The organism is Mycolicibacterium xanthum (genome assembly GCF_019710635.1).
Classification (GTDB): Bacteria; Actinomycetota; Actinomycetes; order Mycobacteriales; family Mycobacteriaceae; genus Mycobacterium; species Mycobacterium xanthum.
In genome coordinates, this window is sequence record NZ_JAIFZS010000041.1 from 1 (window position 1) to 17909 (window position 17909).

Below are 17909 nucleotides of genomic sequence, written 5' to 3' on the forward strand. Positions count from 1 at the left end.
CGCCACGCGATCCCTTCCAAGATCAACCGGTGATCGCTGAATCTGTTGCCCCGCTTACCTACATCCGAGGGCATAACCGACTCGACGGCCGACCAGAACCCATCAGAAATCACACCCATCCGCGTCACGGTCACAATCGTCGCCGGTCAAGGCGCGAATATTACGGAGACACGCCCTAGTCCGATGGGAAGTGGATCTACTGGTGTGGCCTTCGTCGATGTAGCCATCGCTGATGCGGGCATGCGCGTTTGAAGGTGGGCTGGTCGCCGGAAGCTCAGAAGGGCGTTGGGATGGATTGGGGCCAAGGCCCGGTTCTCTGCTCGATGTCGCCGGTCATGACACGCTTGGGTAACGTCACTTTCTTCCTCTTCACGGGCTCGTATGGGATCTGGCTGAGCAAGTGGCTGATGATGTTGAGACGCGCCTTCTTCTTGTCGTCGGTGTGGGCCACATGCCACGGCGCCCACACCGTGTCGGTCGCGGCGAACATCGCATCGCGCGCCCGCGAGTAATCGTCCCAACGCGCGTATGACGCCAAGTCCATGTCCGAGAGCTTCCAGATCTTGCGCGGATCCCCGATGCGGCTCTGCAGCCGGCGCGTCTGTTCGTCGGCGCTGACCTCGAGCCAGTACTTGATGAGCCTGATGCCGGACTCCACAACCGCCTGTTCGACCGCGGGTGCGTTCTCGAGGAACCGCTCAGCCTCGTCTTCCGTGCAGAAACCCATGACGCGTTCGACACCGGCGCGGTTGTACCAACTGCGGTCGAAGATCACGACCTCTCCTCCGGCAGGAAGGTGTGGGATGTAACGCTGGACATACATCTGGGTCTTCTCGCGTTCGGTGGGCGCCGGCAGCGCGACGACGCGGAACACCCGTGGACTTACCCGTTCGGTGATCGCCTTGATCGCGCCGCCCTTGCCCGCGGTGTCTCGGCCCTCGAACACGATGCAGACCTTCGCACCTGTGTCTTTGACCCACTCTTGCATCGCCACCAACTCGCCATGCAGGCGTCGCAACTCGTGCTGGTATTCCTTCTCATTCATCTTCGGGCGCGCTCATTCATCTTCGGGCGCGTGCGATCGGCACCCGCCAGCGCCGTGGCGGGCGGTGAGTCTGCCGCACGGCGGCGCTTGTCCTTGGTCTTCGCCTTCTTCTGCTTAGCCACGCCTGTTCAGCTCCTCAATGACGGACGCTACTGCTGATCTTGCGCTTCCATGGTCATCGTTCCGTCAGGATGCGACCGGCGGATGGGGCTACGGCACGTTCGATGTCGAGTGCAGCGGCCCGTGGCTCGCGGCGCCGACGCGCCCACTTGCCGGTCTCCACGACGAGCGGCAACGCGAGTGCGAGCCCGATGGCAGCCAGCCATTGCGAACCGGTGAGGGCCGTCGTGAGCAGTCCCTTCTGCAGGCTCGGCAGTTGTGTCGCGAAGAAGATCAGAATGATCGGGACCAGCGACACCGCAAGCGCGGTGAGGATCGGTGGCGCCAGACCGCTGGCGGGGTCGCGTCGGTTGGTCGCGGCGTTGAAGACCGTACCGAGACCCATCACAACGAATGTCATCGTCAGTGACACGCTGGCGCGGCCGGTGCTGGGCTGATCGGGGCCAGCGACGAGTGGCACGAAAGCGGCGGCGGCGAGCACCGCGCCGTAGACGATCCACAACATCACCGCCGAGCGGTTCGCGATCGGCCTCTTCGGGTCACGGGGCGGGCGTCGCATGACGTCGGGATCCCCGGGGTCGAGCGCGATCACGACAACACCCGACGAGGTAACGAACACGAGCAGGTAGAGGACCATCAGGGGGGTCAGTGCGACCCCCTCGTTGACGTTGAAGACGGTAGCTGCCAGGAAAAGGATCACCAGCGCCAGCAGTTGTGTCATCTGGTAGCGGACGTAGCAGACGACCTTCTCGTAGACCCGCCGACCGATCGCGACCGCGTTGACCAGGGTGCCGAAGTTGTCGTCGGTGAGGATCATCCTCCCCGCCTGCTTGGTGACCTCGCTACCCGAGCCCATCGCAACGCCGATGTCGGCCTGCTTCAATGCCGCCGCGTCGTTGACGGCGTCTCCGGTCATGGCGACGATCAGCCCCTGTTCCTGCATCACGCGGGTGAGACGGAGTTTGTGTTCGGGAGAGACTCGGCCGAACACGTGCAACTCGGCCAATCGTGTCGAAAGTGCGTGGTCCGACAGTGCTTGCAGCTCGCTTCCGCTCGTGGCTCCCGGTCCGAGCCCGAGGTCTCCGCCGATCGCCTTGGCGGTCACCACATGGTCGCCGGTGATCATGCGTACATCGATGCCGGCGCCGAGCGCGGTGCGGACCGCCGCCTTGGCCTCCGCGCGCAGCGGGTCGATGATGCCGACCATCGCGACGAAGTCGAGGTCGTGGGTCAGCGCCATCGGGTCAGTCGCCATCAGGTCGAGTTCGTCATCGTCGACGAAGCGGAAAGCGAACGCGAGAACGCGCAGGCCGCGCTGCCCCATTCGTTCGTTGGCGGCCTCGATGTCCGGGTGTGCGTCGGCGATCGGCACGTGAGTGTTGTTCAGGGGTCCCGCGGAACGGGCGCAGCGGGCCAATACGACGTCGGGGGCGCCCTTCATCAGCTCTATGACACGGTCGCGTCCGTCGAACGTGACCCGGTGGAAGGTGGCCATGAACTTGTAGTCGGCGTCGAACGGCACCTCGGCGAGTCGGCGATAGGTCCGCCGCGTCTCCTCGGCGTCGATGTTGAGCTTGGCGGCCAGCACGACAAGCGCGGCCTCGGTCGGATCACCGACCACCGAGCCGTCGTCGGCGACGGTGGCGTCGCTGTCCAAGACCATTCCCAATGCGAGGTCGGTGAAATCCGGCAGCGACATGCCGGCGGCGGACCTGATTGCACCGCTCTTGCGGTAGCCCTCGCCGTCGACGCTGAACCAGGCACCGTTTGCGTAGATGGCCGACACCATCATCTGGTTCATCGTCAGTGTTCCGGTCTTGTCGGTGTTAATCGCGCTCGTCGCACCCAGGGTTTCGACGTCGGTGAGGTTCTTGACAATCGCATTGGCGTCGGCGAGCTGCTTTGCGCCCATCGACAGCAGTCCGGAGACGAATGCCGGCAGACCGGTCGGGATCGCGGAGATCGCCACCGCGGTCCCGAGCAAGAAGAGTTCCTGTGCGTCAGCGCCACGCACGGCACCGATGACGACGATGACAGCGACCGCGGTCCAGGCAATGAAGCCGAGGACCTTGGTGAGGGAATCGAGCTCTTTCTGCAACGGCGACCGCGTCCGTGTCACCGCTGTGAGCATCGTCGCGATCTGACCCATCTGGGTGTGCATACCGGTCGCGGTGATGACCATCGAGGCGGTGCCACGGGTCACCGAGGTGTTCTGGAACAGCATGTTAGTGCGGTCCCCGAGCGCGACTTCGGCGCCGGGGAGCGCGCCGGGATCCTTACTTACCGGCGCACTTTCGCCGGTCAGCGCTGCCTCCTGGGTTTGCAGCGTCGCCGAACGGACGATGCGGCCATCGGCGGGGACGATGTCACCGGCCTCGACCTGCACCACGTCACCCGGCACAATGTCGGCCGCCGGTATCAACGTGAGCACGCCGTCACGCATGACCTTCGCCTGTGGTACTTGCAGATTCGACAGCGCGGTTACGCTCGCCCTGGCCTTCAACTCTTGACGCGAACCGAGCACGACGTTGAGCAGGATCAGCACGGCCACGATGACTGCCGTCGGGATCTGGGCGATCGCGAAGCTCACCGCCGATACCGCGACCAACATGATGTTCATCGGATTGGCGAACTGCCCGGCGGCGATCACCCACACCGACGGTGGCTTCTCGGTGGTGATCTCGTTGGGCCCGTACCGAGTCAGCCGGTTCATGGCTTCCGTGCTGCTGAGTCCCGAAGCCGTATCGGTCCCCAGAGACTCCGCAACGTCGGTGGCGGCACGCACATACGGTGGCAGCTCCTCACCACCGGCGGTCGGCATCGAGTCGCTCATCGCCGATGGATATTACCCGGCGATTGCCGGGGTTGCGGGGGTGAATCGCGACGGTGACAGTGGCAAATCCGTGTCGCCGGCAGCACCGGTTCCATGTTGCCCCGATGCATCGAGTTGGGCCGTTACCGTCTTGTCGAACGCAACACGTTCAAGGTCGGTCAAGTCGGACTCGGTCAATACCGGTATCTCAGTGGCCGTCAAACGTGGAGGACACAGTCGAATATGCGGTTGTTAACGTTTACACCCTGAACCGCCCACGCCAGCTCTCACGTTCCTTCCATACATGTACAAAATCCCGCAATCATGCATCGAGCTGTTCGTCCGAATCAGCATCCGACAGACAGACGCCGGGGCCTTGCATTCACGCCGTTTTGGGGGTCGGTTTCCAGGTCACCGCTGTGCCCGCCATCTGGAACTCGATCGGATCAGCGGGCCGGAACCTTCCCGAGATCTCGCCGGCAGCGTCAAGATCTGAGGCCAGGTCGAACATCTGAACCGGGGCGCCTTCTTGCAGATCCAGCTTTTCCAGATCGACCCATACGACGTTGGGCATATTCGTCAATTCGAAGTAGTACCGCCGGTGCGTGAGATCGCAGATCGTCCGCCACTGTGTCGGCGAGACGTTCGGCTTGACGGGATCCACGAAGCCGATCGGCGTGGCCATGTTCCGGATCACGCTGAGCACACCGGCGACGGCCTCTTGATACGACGCCGGATTCTGCGGCAGCTGGGTCAGGTAGTAGGCGCCCCGAACGAAACGATCTTCGGCTTCGGCGGTTCCCGGCAAGGGTTTCTTACCGCCCAGCCCCTCGTACTGCTTGAGCAGAATCAACTGCTCGTCGTAGGTCGGCGAATTCGTTACCACCGTGAACTGCGGCCCGTGATGGATCACGGGCTGGCCATCGAGGATTTCGATGACGGCCGAATCACCGGTCGCGTCAGCCAGCGAGAGATGCATCGGCGCATCCGCCAGCTTGCCAAGGTGGATCATCTCGAACGAACGCACCTGCAAGGACTTGGTCGCCTCGACCGCCTCGGCGACCGTCGCACAATTGTCCAGATAGTACTGAGCCCACAGCGAAACCGAGAGCCCGAGTCGTGCGGGATCGCGATCGCCGTACCGTGTTTCCGCCAGGTAGAGCATGCTCGCGGTCAGGCCCGCTGCGTTCATGCCATCAGGGACCGCGCAGTCCCAGACCGCCGCCACGACGCTGCCGTACTTCGAGGTCCACGTGATCGGATTGGTCTCGACCAGCCCCTCCCGCTCGACGCCGGCCGGAATCGCGTAGAGCTTGGTTCCCATCCGCTCGGTCCAATCCATGTTCCGTCCGACAAGAACGGGCTGTCCTTCCACCTGCCACATCACTCGCGAGCACATGGCCTATCTCCCTTCGGGTGTCTTGGATCGGTCATTCGCTAAACAGGTTCTTCAATCCCGAAATGTTCCAACGCGCCGTGGATGCAGCATTCGTAGTGACTTCTCTCATCCGGCAGCATCTGTCCTCCCGGCGGCTTCGGCAGTTCGTTGAGGCTTTTGTAGGGCTGGCCCTTCGTCTGTTTCTTGAAGTCTTGCCAGGCGGCCTTGATCAATGCCGGCTGGGTGAGGAGATCCAGCCCGGTGGCTGCCATCGTCTTGGCTGCCTGGATGGTCGCCTTGTGCCCGATGCTCATGCCGTGACACGCGGTGCAACCCCACTGATGCGGCGAGATGCCCTGCGGCCACGCTGCGTGGACGACTCCCATGGTCGGCACGTTCCAGCTGACGTCGCCGACATCGGACGAGCCGCCGACCTCCACCTTGGATGTTGGCATTCCCGCCATCGCAGTGGCCATCCCCGTCTCGGGCAGGTCCATCTCCTTCTGGATCGCTTTGGCGTAGACCTGCTCGTCGTCGGTCCACTCGATCGGGAAGTACCGTTGCATGTGGCCGTACATGTTCTCGGCGAGCGGGTCATTGCCCACCACATCCAATGTTCCGGTGATCAAGGTGACCGTTTCCGTGGTCTGCGTTGACAACGCCGCGCCCTTGGCCATATCGATCAGCCAGTTCTTGTACTCCGTCACGTTCTCCGCACTCGGCCCCCGGTAACGGATGAGCACCTTGGCGTAGTCGGGAATGACGTTGACCGCCGTGCCCCCTTCCAGAATCTGATAGTGCAGCCGCGCGGTTGGCAGCATCTGCTCACGCATCATGTTGGCGGCGACGAGAAAGATCTCGACGGCATGCAGGGCGCTGCGGCCTTGCCAGGGAGCCTGGCCGGCGTGGGCAGTCACCCCGTTCCACTCGACGATCAAATCGACCATGGCCGTGGAGTGAAAATTCCATACCGTGTTCAACGGTCCGGGATGATTGTGCAGGCAGGCGTCGAGTCCCTGGAAGGCCCCAGCCTGGGCCATGTAGTTCTTGCCGGTCATCTTTTCTTCGGCCGGACAGCCGAAGACCTTCATGGTGCCGGGAATCTCTTCCTTGTCCATGTGTGTCCTCAGCGCAATCGCGGCGCCGATCGACGTGGAGCAGATCAGGTTGTGCCCGCAGCCGTGGCCGTTGGTGTTGCCGCTCGGCGCCGGTGTCTTGGTGGGCTTGGTGTCGTTGCCGAGCCCGGGCAGAGCGTCGTATTCGACCAAGATGCCGATCGTGGGTGATCCGCTACCCCAGGTTGCGATCCACGAAGTGTCGAGTCCGCCGATGCCTCGATCGCCGATCGCGAAGCCGTGTTTTTCCAACATCGCGGAGGCGTAGGCCGAGCTCTTCGTTTCTCCGAAACCCAATTCGGCGAACTCCCAGACATGCTGCGCGAGATCCCAGATCTCGTCGGCCACTGCGTCCACTTCGTTGCCGAGTTTTGAATAGTCAGACATGGGACCGCCACTTTCTTCAAGAATGATCAGGCCCGGAGGCCTCGATCAACGCATGTTCGCCTCGCTGCTGAATTGGCATGGCTCCGCCGGTGTGAACTCGGCTGACACCGGCGCCAAGAACGTTGGAACCGAGTGCCTCGAGTCTCTCGTCCCCGCTCCCTTGTCCAGGTTCAGCATGTCCAGGTCGATCCAGAAGATCACGGGCCGCAGCGTTGCCGAATGCTAACGCCCGAATTCGTGATCACTCACCGTCCGCCAGAGCGTGGCGGAGGTGTTGGTTGCGCCGACGAGGTCTGCATTCGACGGAGCTTCGGTGCATCATCTCGCGTGAACCTGCCTCTTCAGATAGCAGTGTCCGCTTGACACTGCCAAACGTCACGATGTCCTGATCGGCGTCCACCGAAGTCCATGAGAATCACGTGCGAAGGCCGCAAGTAAGACACGATCGAGCAAGAGCGCGACATGTCAGCGCCGAGAATTTCTGAAGGAGACCACGACATGAGCACCGGGGCCGTGACCGTTTATCTTGCCCGCAAGGTCCGCACGATGGATCCCGGACGCCCGGAGGCGGAGGCCGTGGCCGTCCTGGATGGACGCGTCCTGTGCACTGGGACCCGGGAGTCGATGCAGCCGTGGCTGTCGGCTCATGAGGTCGTCGTTGACGACACTTTGAAGGACAAGGTCATCCTGCCCGGGTTCATCGAACCGCATACGCATTTCTGGATGTCGGCCGGGTTCGTGTCGATGGAATTCATCGGGCCGCTCCCGTGGCCGGCGCCCGGCGGCATGAACAAGCCTTTGTCGACGTTCGACGAGGTCATCGCCCATCTGCGCAAACTCCATGAGCAGGAAAAGGATTTGACGAAACCGATCATCGCCTGGGGATACGACGAGGCGCAGCAGGGCGGCACCCTCAACCGTGACACGCTCGACCAGATTACTTCGGAACGCCCGATCTGGATCCTGTCGTGGGCGCCGCATTTCTACTACTTGAACAGCGCCGCGCTCGAGCGTGCGAACATTCCGGATGACCTGGACAGTCCCAACGTCCACCGCGATCCCGGCGGCCGGCTCACCGGCGTCTTCACCGAGCCGGCGGGCTTTGCGCTGAGTTGCGCTCCCGTTATTGATGAGATCACCCGGCTCTGCAGCGTCGAAGGTCTGAAGTTCATGGCCGCAATCGCCAATCGGGCAGGGGTGACCACGGTTTCGGACATGATGTTCGGTGTCATCAACGTCGACGCTGAATTGCAGGATCACCAGGAAGCGACTGCCGATCCCTCGTTCCCGGTCCGGATGCGCCTGGTGCCACATGCGGCGTCGTTCGCCAAGGCCCACGGTGACAAAGCGGTCGACGTCATCGAGGACCTGCGCACACAGGAAACCGACAAACTCTATTTCCGTGGCGTCAAGTTCCAGACCGACGGCTCGTTTCCGTTGATGGGTTCGCGGGTGAACTTCCCAGGTTATCTCGACGGCACGAATGGCCAGACCGCCGACACCGACATCGTCAACGGCATGCTGCCGTATTGGAAGACCGGTATCCAGATCCACTGCCATGCCAACGGAGACAAGGCGATTGACGACACGCTGGATGCGCTGGCGCAGCTCCAGGCAACCCATCCGCGGTTCGACCACCGATTCGCGATCGAGCACTACTCAATCAGCAACCCGATGCAGGCGCGCCGCCTGAAGGCTCTCGGCGGGGTGGCCAGCGTGAACAACTACTTCTGCCACTTCCGCGCCCTGCTGCACCGCACCCATGCCTACGGACCAGACCGCTCCGACACCGTGGCGCGGCTGGGCACCCTGCAGCGTGAAGGGGTCATCTTCGCGCTGCACTCCGACTACCCGCTGGTGGTCGTGCCGATGCATCCGCTCACCGCGGTCTACACCGCAGCGACCCGGATCGCCGAAGACGGTGAAACCGTGGTGGCCCCGGACGAGTGCATCGGGGTCGAGCGCGCGGTTCGCGCAGTGACCATCGACGCCGCCTACATCCTCGGAATGGAGGACCAGATCGGCAGCCTGGAACAGGGCAAGTTCGCCGACTTCACCATCCTCGACCAGGACCCCTTCGAGGTCGATCCCACACACATCAAAGACATCCCGATCTGGGGCACCGCCTTGTCGGGCACGCTGTTCAAGGCCAAACAGTGACGCCCGATGCGAAGACACCCCAACAGGGCGGGTTGGCCGCCGATCCCTATACCACAGCCCAGGAAGCACAGCAGGCACTGTCCGGAATGGTCTTCGCGGCACTCAAGAACCGGGGACGCAAAATACGCGCGCCGGAACGGTCCCTGCCGCTGACCATCATCGGTGGTTTTCTGGGCTCGGGAAAGACGACGTTGTTGAACCATCTGCTCACCGAACCGCACGGACGCCGCCTCGTGGTGCTGGTCAACGACTTCGGCCGGATCAACATCGACGCGGCCCTGGTGGCCTCCCAGACCGACGACATGATCACCCTCACCAACGGTTGCGCCTGTTGCGCCGTGTCAGCCGACCTGACCAACACGTTGATCGAACTCGCCGAGCGTGACGTGGCCCCCGAGACGATCGTGCTCGAGGCCAGTGGCATCGCCGACCCGACCGGGATCGCGCAGACCGCGCTGACCAACCAGGCAGTCCACCTCGACGGCATTCTGGTTGCGATCGACGCCGAAACCCTTCACGAGCGCGCCGAGAATCCGCTGACCAGCAGGCTGTTCGGCAACCAGATCGCGGCTGCCGACCTGATCGTGCTCACCAAAGTCGATCTGATCGACGAAGCGCAGCAGGCCCTGACATGGGAATGGCTCGCAACTCACCACCCCGACAAATCCGTCGTCGAAGCAATAGGGGGAGACATTCCGCCGGAGGTCGTCTTGCGCGTCAACACAACGCGCGGCATGCAAACCGCGGCTGGGGATCCTGAGGACCACGCACGCGCCTTCGAAAGCGTGAGTGTGACGATCGACGATCCGCTCGAGCGCGACCATCTGCACGCGTTCTTCAACAGCCTGCCGAAGGCGCTGCTGCGCGCTAAAGGTGTACTGCACCTGGTGGACACGACCACACATCGCACGATCTACCAACGCGTAGGCGCACGCTGGAGCTGCACACCAGGCCAGCCATGGGAAGACGAGAGGCCGCGCTCGAGCCTTGTCTTCATCGGCCCACCGGGACTGCTGGACCCAACCACTACAAGAGTGCGCCTCGAGGCGTGCGTGGCAGGCCGCAATGCTGCGATGGACTCGGCCTGAGAACTTGTGCCATGCGCGTTTCGACCACGGTGCACAGTGAATGTCTGCTCCTCGATCTGATTGGTGGCTGAGGGAGATCATGGGAGCCGAAATCGCACCGCTGAGTACCAGCATCATGATGATCACCTACTTCGGCGATGTCGTGTTCGCGGTCAGCGGCGCACTGACGGCAGCCCGCTACCGGATGGATGTGCTCGGGTTCGTGTTGATCGGCACCATCACCGGGATCGGCGGCGGAACCCTCCGTGACCTGCTGCTGGGTCGCACCGTCTGGTGGACACAGAACCCGCTCGAGCTAATCCTCTGCATGGTGGCCGCCCTGGCGACCTTTCTGGTGATCAGAAGCCACATCAGCTACCGGAAGGGAATGATCTGGGCCGACGCCCTCGGCTTGTCGGCGTTCGGAGTCGTCGGCTGCCACATCGCTCTTGAATTCGGCGCGCCGTTTGTGATCGCGGTCTTCATGGGCATGGTGACCGCGACCGGAGGCGGGATCATTCGTGATGTGCTCACCAACACCCAGCCCATGATCACGAGCGGACAGCTGTATGCCACCGCCGCACTACTGGGGTCGCTTACCTACGCTGGTCTGCGCCATTTCGGCGCCCCCGAAATCCCCACAGAACTGGGATCAGTCCTAGCAGCATTCGTCCTGCGGGCGTTGGCGATAACTCTCGACATCCGCATGGGCCCACCCGGCGAATTCATTCGGTTCGGGAAACACCAGAATGGCCAGTCCGGAGGCCGCGGCTCCTCGAGTTGAGGCGATCGGAGTGACATGCGCCGGTCTGACCTCCCGGACCCACTTCGCACGGCGCCGAAACAAATACGGGATGAAGTCAGCCAGGTACGCCGCTGAGGTGGGCGGCGCAGCCGCGCTACTCTTCCCGGCGGGCCCCGGCGCCGTCCTGGTGACGTTGCATATCCGACTACTGCATATTCCGGTGACCACAGCATCAGCGCGGGGAGCCCGCTGACGGCTATCCAGATTCGAAGCGAGGCGATCAGGGAATACCTGGAGCGTCTCGCTGGGCAGCTCGCCGAAGACTCGGCGGTAGAGCCCGGAAAACCGTCCCGGGTGCCAGAATCCCCAGCGCATAGCCACATCGGTGACCGTGCTGTCCGCGGTGTTCGCCATTCGTAGATCATGGCGGGCGCGATGGAGATTCCTGGCCCGGAAGAATGCGGTCGGCGACACACCGAACTCCCTGTCGAATGCGGCCCTGATCCAACGGTCGGTCACGCCAATGGTGGCGGCCAGGGCCGACACCCGCGGACTCGGGCCGATTTGGTCGGCGGCTTCGAGACACGAACGGACGATTCGCGCCGATGCCTTCAACCTCGGTTCCGCCGGAACCGTCCCCGCGAGGGCGTCGTCCAGCGTCGTTCGCAAGTCGGCTTCCAGTACCGGGAGCAGTTCCGGAGTCACGATGCCGCTAAAAAGACAATCACAGACCGTCCTCAACAGGAGTCCCAACCGAGCGACCTCGTCGTCTTCCGTCACCGTGAGGCCGTCGGCTCCCGCGGTACCGGCCTCATCATGGGGAACGGTGAGGGCGGCAAAAGTGAGCGGCTGGCGGGCCGTACCACCGTGTTCACATCCGGGCGTGTAACGCCACAGGGACCGCGGATCGAGTTCGACACCGTTCCAGGAACCCTCGGCCAGGGTAAGGGGAACACCGATCACATCCGTGCCGGGATTCACCTCGCCGAACGTGACCAGAGGGAAGTCAAACGCACCAAAACTCGCCGATGTGTCGCCGAGTTGGAGCCCCCCGACGGTGACGTGGCCCCGAGTATTGGTGAGTTGGGCCGCTTCCAGAGGAATACCCGCGATGGCTTCCTCGATGACCTCGATATCGGTTCCGCGCACAACCATCGCCGGAACCGACCGCTCGCGCTGTGGGATATCGGTCCGGCCGGCCACAACTCGACCCTAACGAAATCGCGCGGTTCGAGTTCTGTTTCGGAACAGGACCGCCACTGCCATAGCGCTGGTTCCCAAGGCCGCCGACGTCCGTTCTCAATGAAGTCGGCGGCACATCACAAGTCCGCCAGCGATAGTCTCGACAGTTCCGATAGTGGATATCGCGCCGAACGTCAGTGTGAAAAACTCCGCGATTGTGACCACGATGCCGACGAACCCATACGGCGGCGGCCCAGGCACTGGGATCAGCCTGCCCGAATACTTCAAGCCGACCCCCTCGGTGCAGAGCCGCAACCAGTACTACCCGGGCACCGAAGAACTCGGTGCTGACGAGATGCGGATCTCGTTCGTCGGTTCGACACCGTTCCCGCCGCGGCGCGACCAGGCGGGAACATCGATCATGGTCGAGCTGGGCAACGGTGAGCGGCTGTTCTTCGACTTCGGTCCCGGTTGTCTGCGCAACATCATCTCGATGCAGGTGCCGCAGCAAGAAGTCAACGACATCTTCATCAGCCACCTGCACGTCGACCACTACCACGACATCTCCTACCTCCTCCCGTTCTCCGCATGGTCGGGTCGCTACCTTCCACTTCGCGTCCACGGCCCGTCCGGCCGGACCCCGAACTGGGTACGCAAGCAATGATCGACGGAATGAAGCAGATGCTTCGATGGCATCTGGAGGCCTTCGATCACTTCCCGATCGGCGATGGGTACGAAGTCGATGTGAACGAGTTCGACTGGAAGGATGAGAACGGCGTCTGTTTCGACCGCAACGGCACCCAGGTCAGGCACTGGCGGCGATCACACGCCAAGGACGGGGCGAGCGCGTATCGACTCGACTGGAATGGGCTCAGCTTCGTGTGGACAGGTGACGGCCGACCCGACGAATTAACCGCGAAGTACGCCGCAGGTGTTGACGTGTTCGTCACGGAATGTCAGAACGACACTGCGAGATTGATCCAGCAGAAGTACGGGGTCCCCGAATGGCTCTACGACTACACCATTGACACCCATCACACCCCGCACTATGCGGCCGGCTACCTGATGAAGCAGGTCAACCCACGAATCGGCATGGTGACCCACTTTGAGTTCGAAGAGGATCTGATTGCCGAGACTGTGGCCGGAATTCGGGCCCACTGGGACGGGTTCTTCGCGTTCGGCGCCCCCGACGTCGTGACGGTCAATGTGACCTCGGATGCGATCTGGATCCGCAAGGCAGTGCTCCCGGGTCTGACCGGCGCGCGAATTCCTGACTTCCGCAAGCTATTGGGCACAAAGGATGTACCTGAGGAATTAGATCTGCCCCGTCCTCGCCTGCCCCGCGAAGAACAGCAAGAGCAGCACACCCGAGATCTAGAGATCGATCCACACACCTACTACCCTCCCGACGTGTACAAGGAGCCGCTGGTCCGGCTACCTGATCCGCTGACGATGCCCATTCGGCAGATCATGGAGAACTTCGGGTATGACCTCGACTGATGCGCACGACACCGAGGTGTCGACCGCATGTGGTCAGTTCGTACCGAATGATCTCGTACCGGTCACTGTGCTCACGGGGTTCCTCGGAGCGGGGAAGACCACCCTGCTCAACCGGCTCCTTGCCGGAGAGCACGGCCGCAAGATCGCCGTGCTCGTCAACGATTTCGGCGATATCAACATCGACGCGGACCTCGTCGTGGGCGTCGACGACGAGATGATCTCGCTGGCCAATGGGTGTGTGTGCTGCGAAGTCCGCGACGATCTCGTGGCCGCGATCATCGCACTGCTCGAGCGCGACATCAGGCCGGACCACATCGTGCTCGAAGCAAGTGGCGTGGCCGAGCCGATGAGTCTGGCCATGACGTTCTCGCAGGAGATGTTCGCCGCCCAACTCCGGCTCGACGGGGTCATCACGGTGCTCGACTGCGAGCAGTTCCTGGATATCCCAGATCTGATGGAGCACAAGCTCCGCCAGATCGTCTGCGCCGACCTCGTCGTACTGAACAAGACCGACCTTGTTTCTCTTGACCAACTCAACGAGGTGCAGGCATGGATCAACAATCGGGTACATCGGATCCGCTACGTTCCTGCCATCTACGGCGATGTACCGGTCGACGTGCTCATCGGCCTCAACAGGACTGACGACATTGCTCCGGTACACGACGGCGAAGACCCGCACGGTGCGCGATTCACCACGGCCAGCTTCAGAACAACAGCACCGATGGACCCGCACCGGCTGATGAGGGTGGCAAAGGAGCTACCCGGCAGCGTCTACCGGATGAAGGGCGTGCTGGCCAGCACCGACGAACCTGATCGCCGCTCCATCCTGCAGGTCGTCGGGCGACGAGTGTCGATCACGCCAGACGCTCCGTGGTACCAAACAGCCCCGTCCACACGGATCGTCATGGTCGGGGCGAACAACATGCCCGCCGAGGACATCGTCACCCTGTTGCAGGGCTGTACTACCGGCCCCTTGTGAGGGCCGTCCCCAGGTACCGGTACAACACCCGCACCCGAAAGATCGGCCGGTCCGGTCAGGGTTGCAATCGTATCCACACCTGCCGGTCCAGGAGCATCCCGACGAGCAACGCGAAGGGGTTGGATTCCAGCACGGCATAAGCCGGTGGATCTTGGACCAGTGGGAGGTTCGGTATGTCGGCCAGTGTAGGACTGTGCGGCGTGAGGCAGCCCACCCGAGCCGGCCAACGTCGAGTTGGGGCAGCCGCATGTGAACGTTCGTGCTCGAAGGCGACGAAGTCGGGCTCCGGCCACATTTTGCCGTGGCGTGCGCCGATAATCGGACTGCGATGACTAGTTTCGTCTGGATGAAGGTTCTGGAGTCGGCGCCGGAGCGCTATGACCGCGGCATCCGGATGCTGTCGGGCGGGCGCATCGCCGCGGTCTACGAGCGCATCGCCGATCTGGTTGCTGCACCTGGCAAACGAGTCCTCGATATCGGCTGTGGCACCGGCGGCGTAACGGTGGCCTGCGCGGCCCGCGGTGCGACCGTGACCGGCATCGACATCGATGCGGGCATGCTGGAGATGGCCCGAACCAAGCCGCGCTCCACATCTGGCAGCGCGGAGTTCGTACAGCTTGGCGCGGCGGAAATCGAGGATCGCTTTGCCGCGGAAAGCTTGGATGCGGTCGTGTCATGTCTGGCGCTGAGCGAGATGTCGCCCGAGGAGCAGGACTACGTGCTTCGCGCCGCTTATTCGTGTTTGGCCCCTGGGGGCGCGCTGGTAATCGCTGACGAGACGACACCGGAGGGACGCCTTTCGCGGCTCGGGTATCGCCTGCGGCGGCTGCCGCTCGCGGCGGCGACATATCTACTCACTCAGACCACGACCAGGCCGCTGCGTGGTCTGTGCGCACGAGTGCAGGCAGCCGGGTTCTCGATCGCTTCGAAGGAGCGGATGTGGTCGGGGAGGTTCCTGATCCTGCACGCATACAAGGCGCGGTCATGAAGATCACCGACTTTCCTGCGTACCTCCGCGACCGGGTGTTGGGCATGCTGCCGCACCGCGCCCCGACTGGGCTGATCCGCATCGGGAAGCCGGACCGCCACTCGCCGGTGCTGGTCACCGGTAACTTCACGCTCACCGTGCGACGCCTTCGCGATGCGCTGCGTGGCCATGATGCTTGGTTGCTGGTGGCCAACAGCAAAGGAATCGATGTGTGGTGCGCTGCAGGTGGCGGCCACCTCACCCATCACGACATCATTTCCGCGATCCGTACCTCGGAGCTCGCACATGAGGTCGACCATCGGGAAATCATCTTGCCGCAACTCTGCGCCACCGGCGTCGAGCGCCCTCCGATCACCGAAGCGACGGGATTTGCGACGCGGTGGGGACCGGCACGACTCGAAGACCTGCCGGCCTACCTCGACCGCGGGGCGCAGACGATCAAGAGCGACCGCTCCATGCGTTTTCCGGCCTGGGAACGCCTGGAGATGGCGGTGCTGCTCGTTGTGCCGATGCTGATTGTCCTGCTTCCGATTTTGGCGGGTCTGTTCGGTTGGGCAACCATGGCGGTGGGAGGTGCGACCGTCGGCTTGTTCGTGGCCGCGTTGTTCGGCCTGCTTCCATGGCTGCAGGTTCGAGGGCGTCGGCGCTTTCTGACATTCGCCGGCTTCGCAGCGGGGGCCGGCCTTTTCGGTTGCGCATTGTTGTCAATCGTTGACGCGGCGACACCGGCTCGCCTGACGGCGGTGAGCGTCGCGGCAGTCGCCGCGATCGCGGTTGCGTCGATTGATCTCGCCGGGTTCACGCCCTGGTATGGGAGCTATATCAACACTTTCCACAACGAGGCGCACATCGAATTGATGGCCGCCCGTTGCACGGCTGCGGCGGAGTGTGTGCAGGTGTGCCCGCGAGACGTGCTCGAAATGAACGAGACTCAAGACAAGGTGGAGATCAGGAAACCCGATTGGTGCATTCAATGCGGCGCCTGCATCGTGCAGTGTCCTACCGATGCATTGCGCTTCCGATACGGCGACGGCCGCGTCGTCGAGGCGCCGACCATACGTCGGACACGCATGAACATGCTGGGGCGCCGCAGCGTCGAAATGCCTGATTGATCATCCACCGTGGCGAGAAGGCGGATGCACCGACGCTGAAGGTTCGGCATGTCGGCCAGCTTAGGACGACCGGACACCGAGGTAGTACCGGAGCCGGTCTACGGGACCCCAGCAGCTACCGGTTGGCCATCATGGCCTGCTGCTGATCGGGCAGCACCCCGGCCAGCGGCGCCAAGGCGTTGTCGGTGAGCAGCTTGCCGAGCCCTGACCGACCGCAAGGTGCTGGACTGCCGGGTCCTATTCGGCGCCCAGAGTCGATGACTTCCGGCCCCGGCCGTGGCTGCCGCGAGTCTGTGACCCTCAGACGGCCCCGTCCCCTATCCCGAAACGAACTTCGTGATGATCATCGAGACGAAAAGATGGACAAGAACATGATGTAGTGACAACGGTCCACCAAGGGGCGAAAACGGGAAATGGCTGCTGAATACTCTCTTGTCATCAACAAGGGTCGGGTGATGGACCCTGAGACCAATTTCGACGGCATCCGGAATGTCGGTATCGAGGACGGCAGGATCGCCGCCATCACGACGAAGAAGATCACCGGCGAGGAGACCGTTGACGCCGAGGGGATGGTGGTGGCCCCGGGCTTCATCGACACCCATTGGCACTACCACCGGCCCTGGTCCAACAAACTCGCCCTGCGTGATGGACGGACCACCGTCCTGGACTTGGAACTCGGCACCCACGGTCCCTACATCGATGAGTGGTATCGGGAGCGGAAAGGGAACTCCCAGTTGAACTACGGCCAAGCCGTCGCCCACGAGTTCGCCCGTTCCGAGGTGCTGGATGGTTTCACCGGAGCCCAGGACGTCCCCTCGGCGATCAAGAGCCGCGCCGTGGGAACGGGGTGGTCGATGAAACGCCCAAACCTCGAGGAGGGCAACAGGATTCTCCAACTGATCGATGAAGGATTGCAGGCCGGTGGGCTCGGTATCGGCTCCACGCTCGGCTATATGCGCGACGGCGTATCCGCCCGCGAGTTCTTCGAGGTACAAAAACTTGCCGGTCTCTATGGTCGGCAGACCGCTGCCCACTTTCGTTATACGCCCGGGACAGAGGTCACCGAATCCAACGGTATCCAGGAATTGCTGGCGAATGCGGCAGCCCTGGGCGCTCCGGCCATGGCCTGTCACTTCAACAATCCGGGCTACAACCTGGTGCATGAGCTGCTGGCCCGAATGAGGGAGCGCGGCATGAACGTCTGGGGTGAGATCTACCCCTACGCCGCCGGGTCGACGGCCCTCAACGCCGTCTTCCTGGAACCGGAGATGTGGGTCGAGACTCTCGGCCACCGGTACGAGGACACGATCCAGGACGTG

The 17909-nt window shown here is 62.9% G+C and carries 13 protein-coding genes and 3 pseudogenes; 9 read left to right on the forward strand and 7 right to left on the reverse strand.

Annotated features, from left to right (window positions below):
- The 5 genes and pseudogenes from JDV09_RS16385 to JDV09_RS16405 all read right to left on the reverse strand — a co-directional run.
- Positions 1 to 128: pseudogene (locus JDV09_RS16385) on the reverse strand (IS5 family transposase); the annotation flags it as partial.
- Positions 129 to 274: 146 nt separating this feature from the next.
- Complete coding sequence (gene ppk2 / locus JDV09_RS16390) at positions 275 to 1045, reverse strand: polyphosphate kinase 2 (RefSeq protein ID WP_221370205.1); 771 nt, start codon at positions 1043 to 1045, stop codon at positions 275 to 277.
- 175 nt (positions 1046 to 1220) lie between these two features.
- The gene (locus JDV09_RS16395; protein WP_255605479.1) at positions 1221 to 3998 is read right to left on the reverse strand and encodes a cation-translocating P-type ATPase; all 2778 of its coding nucleotides are present in this window, start codon (positions 3996 to 3998) and stop codon (positions 1221 to 1223) included.
- 361 nt (positions 3999 to 4359) lie between these two features.
- Positions 4360 to 5376 carry a bile salt hydrolase gene (locus tag JDV09_RS16400; protein ID WP_221370206.1) on the reverse strand — a complete coding sequence of 339 codons (1017 nt, stop codon included), beginning with the start codon at positions 5374 to 5376 and terminating at the stop codon, positions 4360 to 4362.
- 38 nt (positions 5377 to 5414) lie between these two features.
- Complete coding sequence (locus JDV09_RS16405; RefSeq protein ID WP_221370207.1) at positions 5415 to 6857, reverse strand: amidohydrolase; 1443 nt, start codon at positions 6855 to 6857, stop codon at positions 5415 to 5417.
- Between the two features lie 498 nt (positions 6858 to 7355).
- Here JDV09_RS16405 and JDV09_RS16410 point away from each other — a divergent pair, with 498 nt between their 5' ends.
- From JDV09_RS16410 to JDV09_RS16420, 3 genes are all read left to right on the forward strand, one after another.
- Positions 7356 to 9017: an amidohydrolase gene (locus JDV09_RS16410; RefSeq protein WP_221370208.1), complete on the forward strand. Its 1662-nt coding sequence runs from the start codon at positions 7356 to 7358 to the stop codon at positions 9015 to 9017.
- Positions 9014 to 10105, forward strand: a complete 1092-nt coding sequence (locus tag JDV09_RS16415; RefSeq protein ID WP_221370209.1) for a CobW family GTP-binding protein — start codon at positions 9014 to 9016, stop codon at positions 10103 to 10105. Before JDV09_RS16410 ends, JDV09_RS16415 begins: the two co-directional genes overlap by 4 nt.
- A gap of 79 nt (positions 10106 to 10184) precedes the next feature.
- Positions 10185 to 10868, forward strand: a complete 684-nt coding sequence (locus JDV09_RS16420) for a trimeric intracellular cation channel family protein (RefSeq protein ID WP_221370210.1) — start codon at positions 10185 to 10187, stop codon at positions 10866 to 10868.
- Positions 10869 to 11135: 267 nt separating this feature from the next.
- Here JDV09_RS16420 and JDV09_RS26875 read toward each other — a convergent pair.
- Positions 11136 to 11984 (reverse strand): annotated as a pseudogene (locus JDV09_RS26875) (helix-turn-helix transcriptional regulator); the annotation flags it as partial.
- A gap of 253 nt (positions 11985 to 12237) precedes the next feature.
- Between JDV09_RS26875 and JDV09_RS16425 the strand changes: the two are divergent.
- Genes JDV09_RS16425 through JDV09_RS16435 form a run of 3 tightly spaced genes read left to right on the forward strand, consistent with a single transcriptional unit; the run spans position 12238 to position 14490 of the window.
- On the forward strand, positions 12238 to 12675 hold the full coding sequence (locus tag JDV09_RS16425) for an MBL fold metallo-hydrolase (protein ID WP_221370211.1): 438 nt from the start codon (positions 12238 to 12240) through the stop codon (positions 12673 to 12675).
- Between the two features lie 8 nt (positions 12676 to 12683).
- Entirely contained in the window at positions 12684 to 13511 is an 828-nt protein-coding gene (locus tag JDV09_RS16430; RefSeq protein ID WP_221370212.1) for an MBL fold metallo-hydrolase, read from the forward strand.
- The gene (locus tag JDV09_RS16435; RefSeq protein WP_221370213.1) at positions 13498 to 14490 is read left to right on the forward strand and encodes a CobW family GTP-binding protein; all 993 of its coding nucleotides are present in this window, start codon (positions 13498 to 13500) and stop codon (positions 14488 to 14490) included. The genes JDV09_RS16430 and JDV09_RS16435 overlap by 14 nt, the downstream gene beginning before the upstream one ends.
- A 76-nt stretch (positions 14491 to 14566) precedes the next feature.
- On the opposite strand, the pseudogene JDV09_RS16440 reads toward JDV09_RS16435, so the two are convergent.
- Positions 14567 to 14665: pseudogene (locus JDV09_RS16440) on the reverse strand (HhH-GPD-type base excision DNA repair protein); the annotation flags it as partial.
- 171 nt (positions 14666 to 14836) lie between these two features.
- Between JDV09_RS16440 and cpaM the strand changes: the two are divergent.
- The 3 genes from cpaM to JDV09_RS16455 all read left to right on the forward strand — a co-directional run.
- Positions 14837 to 15478, forward strand: a complete 642-nt coding sequence (cpaM, locus tag JDV09_RS16445; RefSeq protein ID WP_221370214.1) for a corrinoid protein-associated methyltransferase CpaM — start codon at positions 14837 to 14839, stop codon at positions 15476 to 15478.
- Complete coding sequence (locus JDV09_RS16450; protein WP_221370215.1) at positions 15475 to 16590, forward strand: HgcAB-like fusion protein; 1116 nt, start codon at positions 15475 to 15477, stop codon at positions 16588 to 16590. Before cpaM ends, JDV09_RS16450 begins: the two co-directional genes overlap by 4 nt.
- 413 nt (positions 16591 to 17003) lie before the next feature.
- The coding region (locus tag JDV09_RS16455) for an amidohydrolase family protein (RefSeq protein ID WP_504740350.1) at positions 17004 to 17909 on the forward strand (906 nt) is incomplete at its 3' end.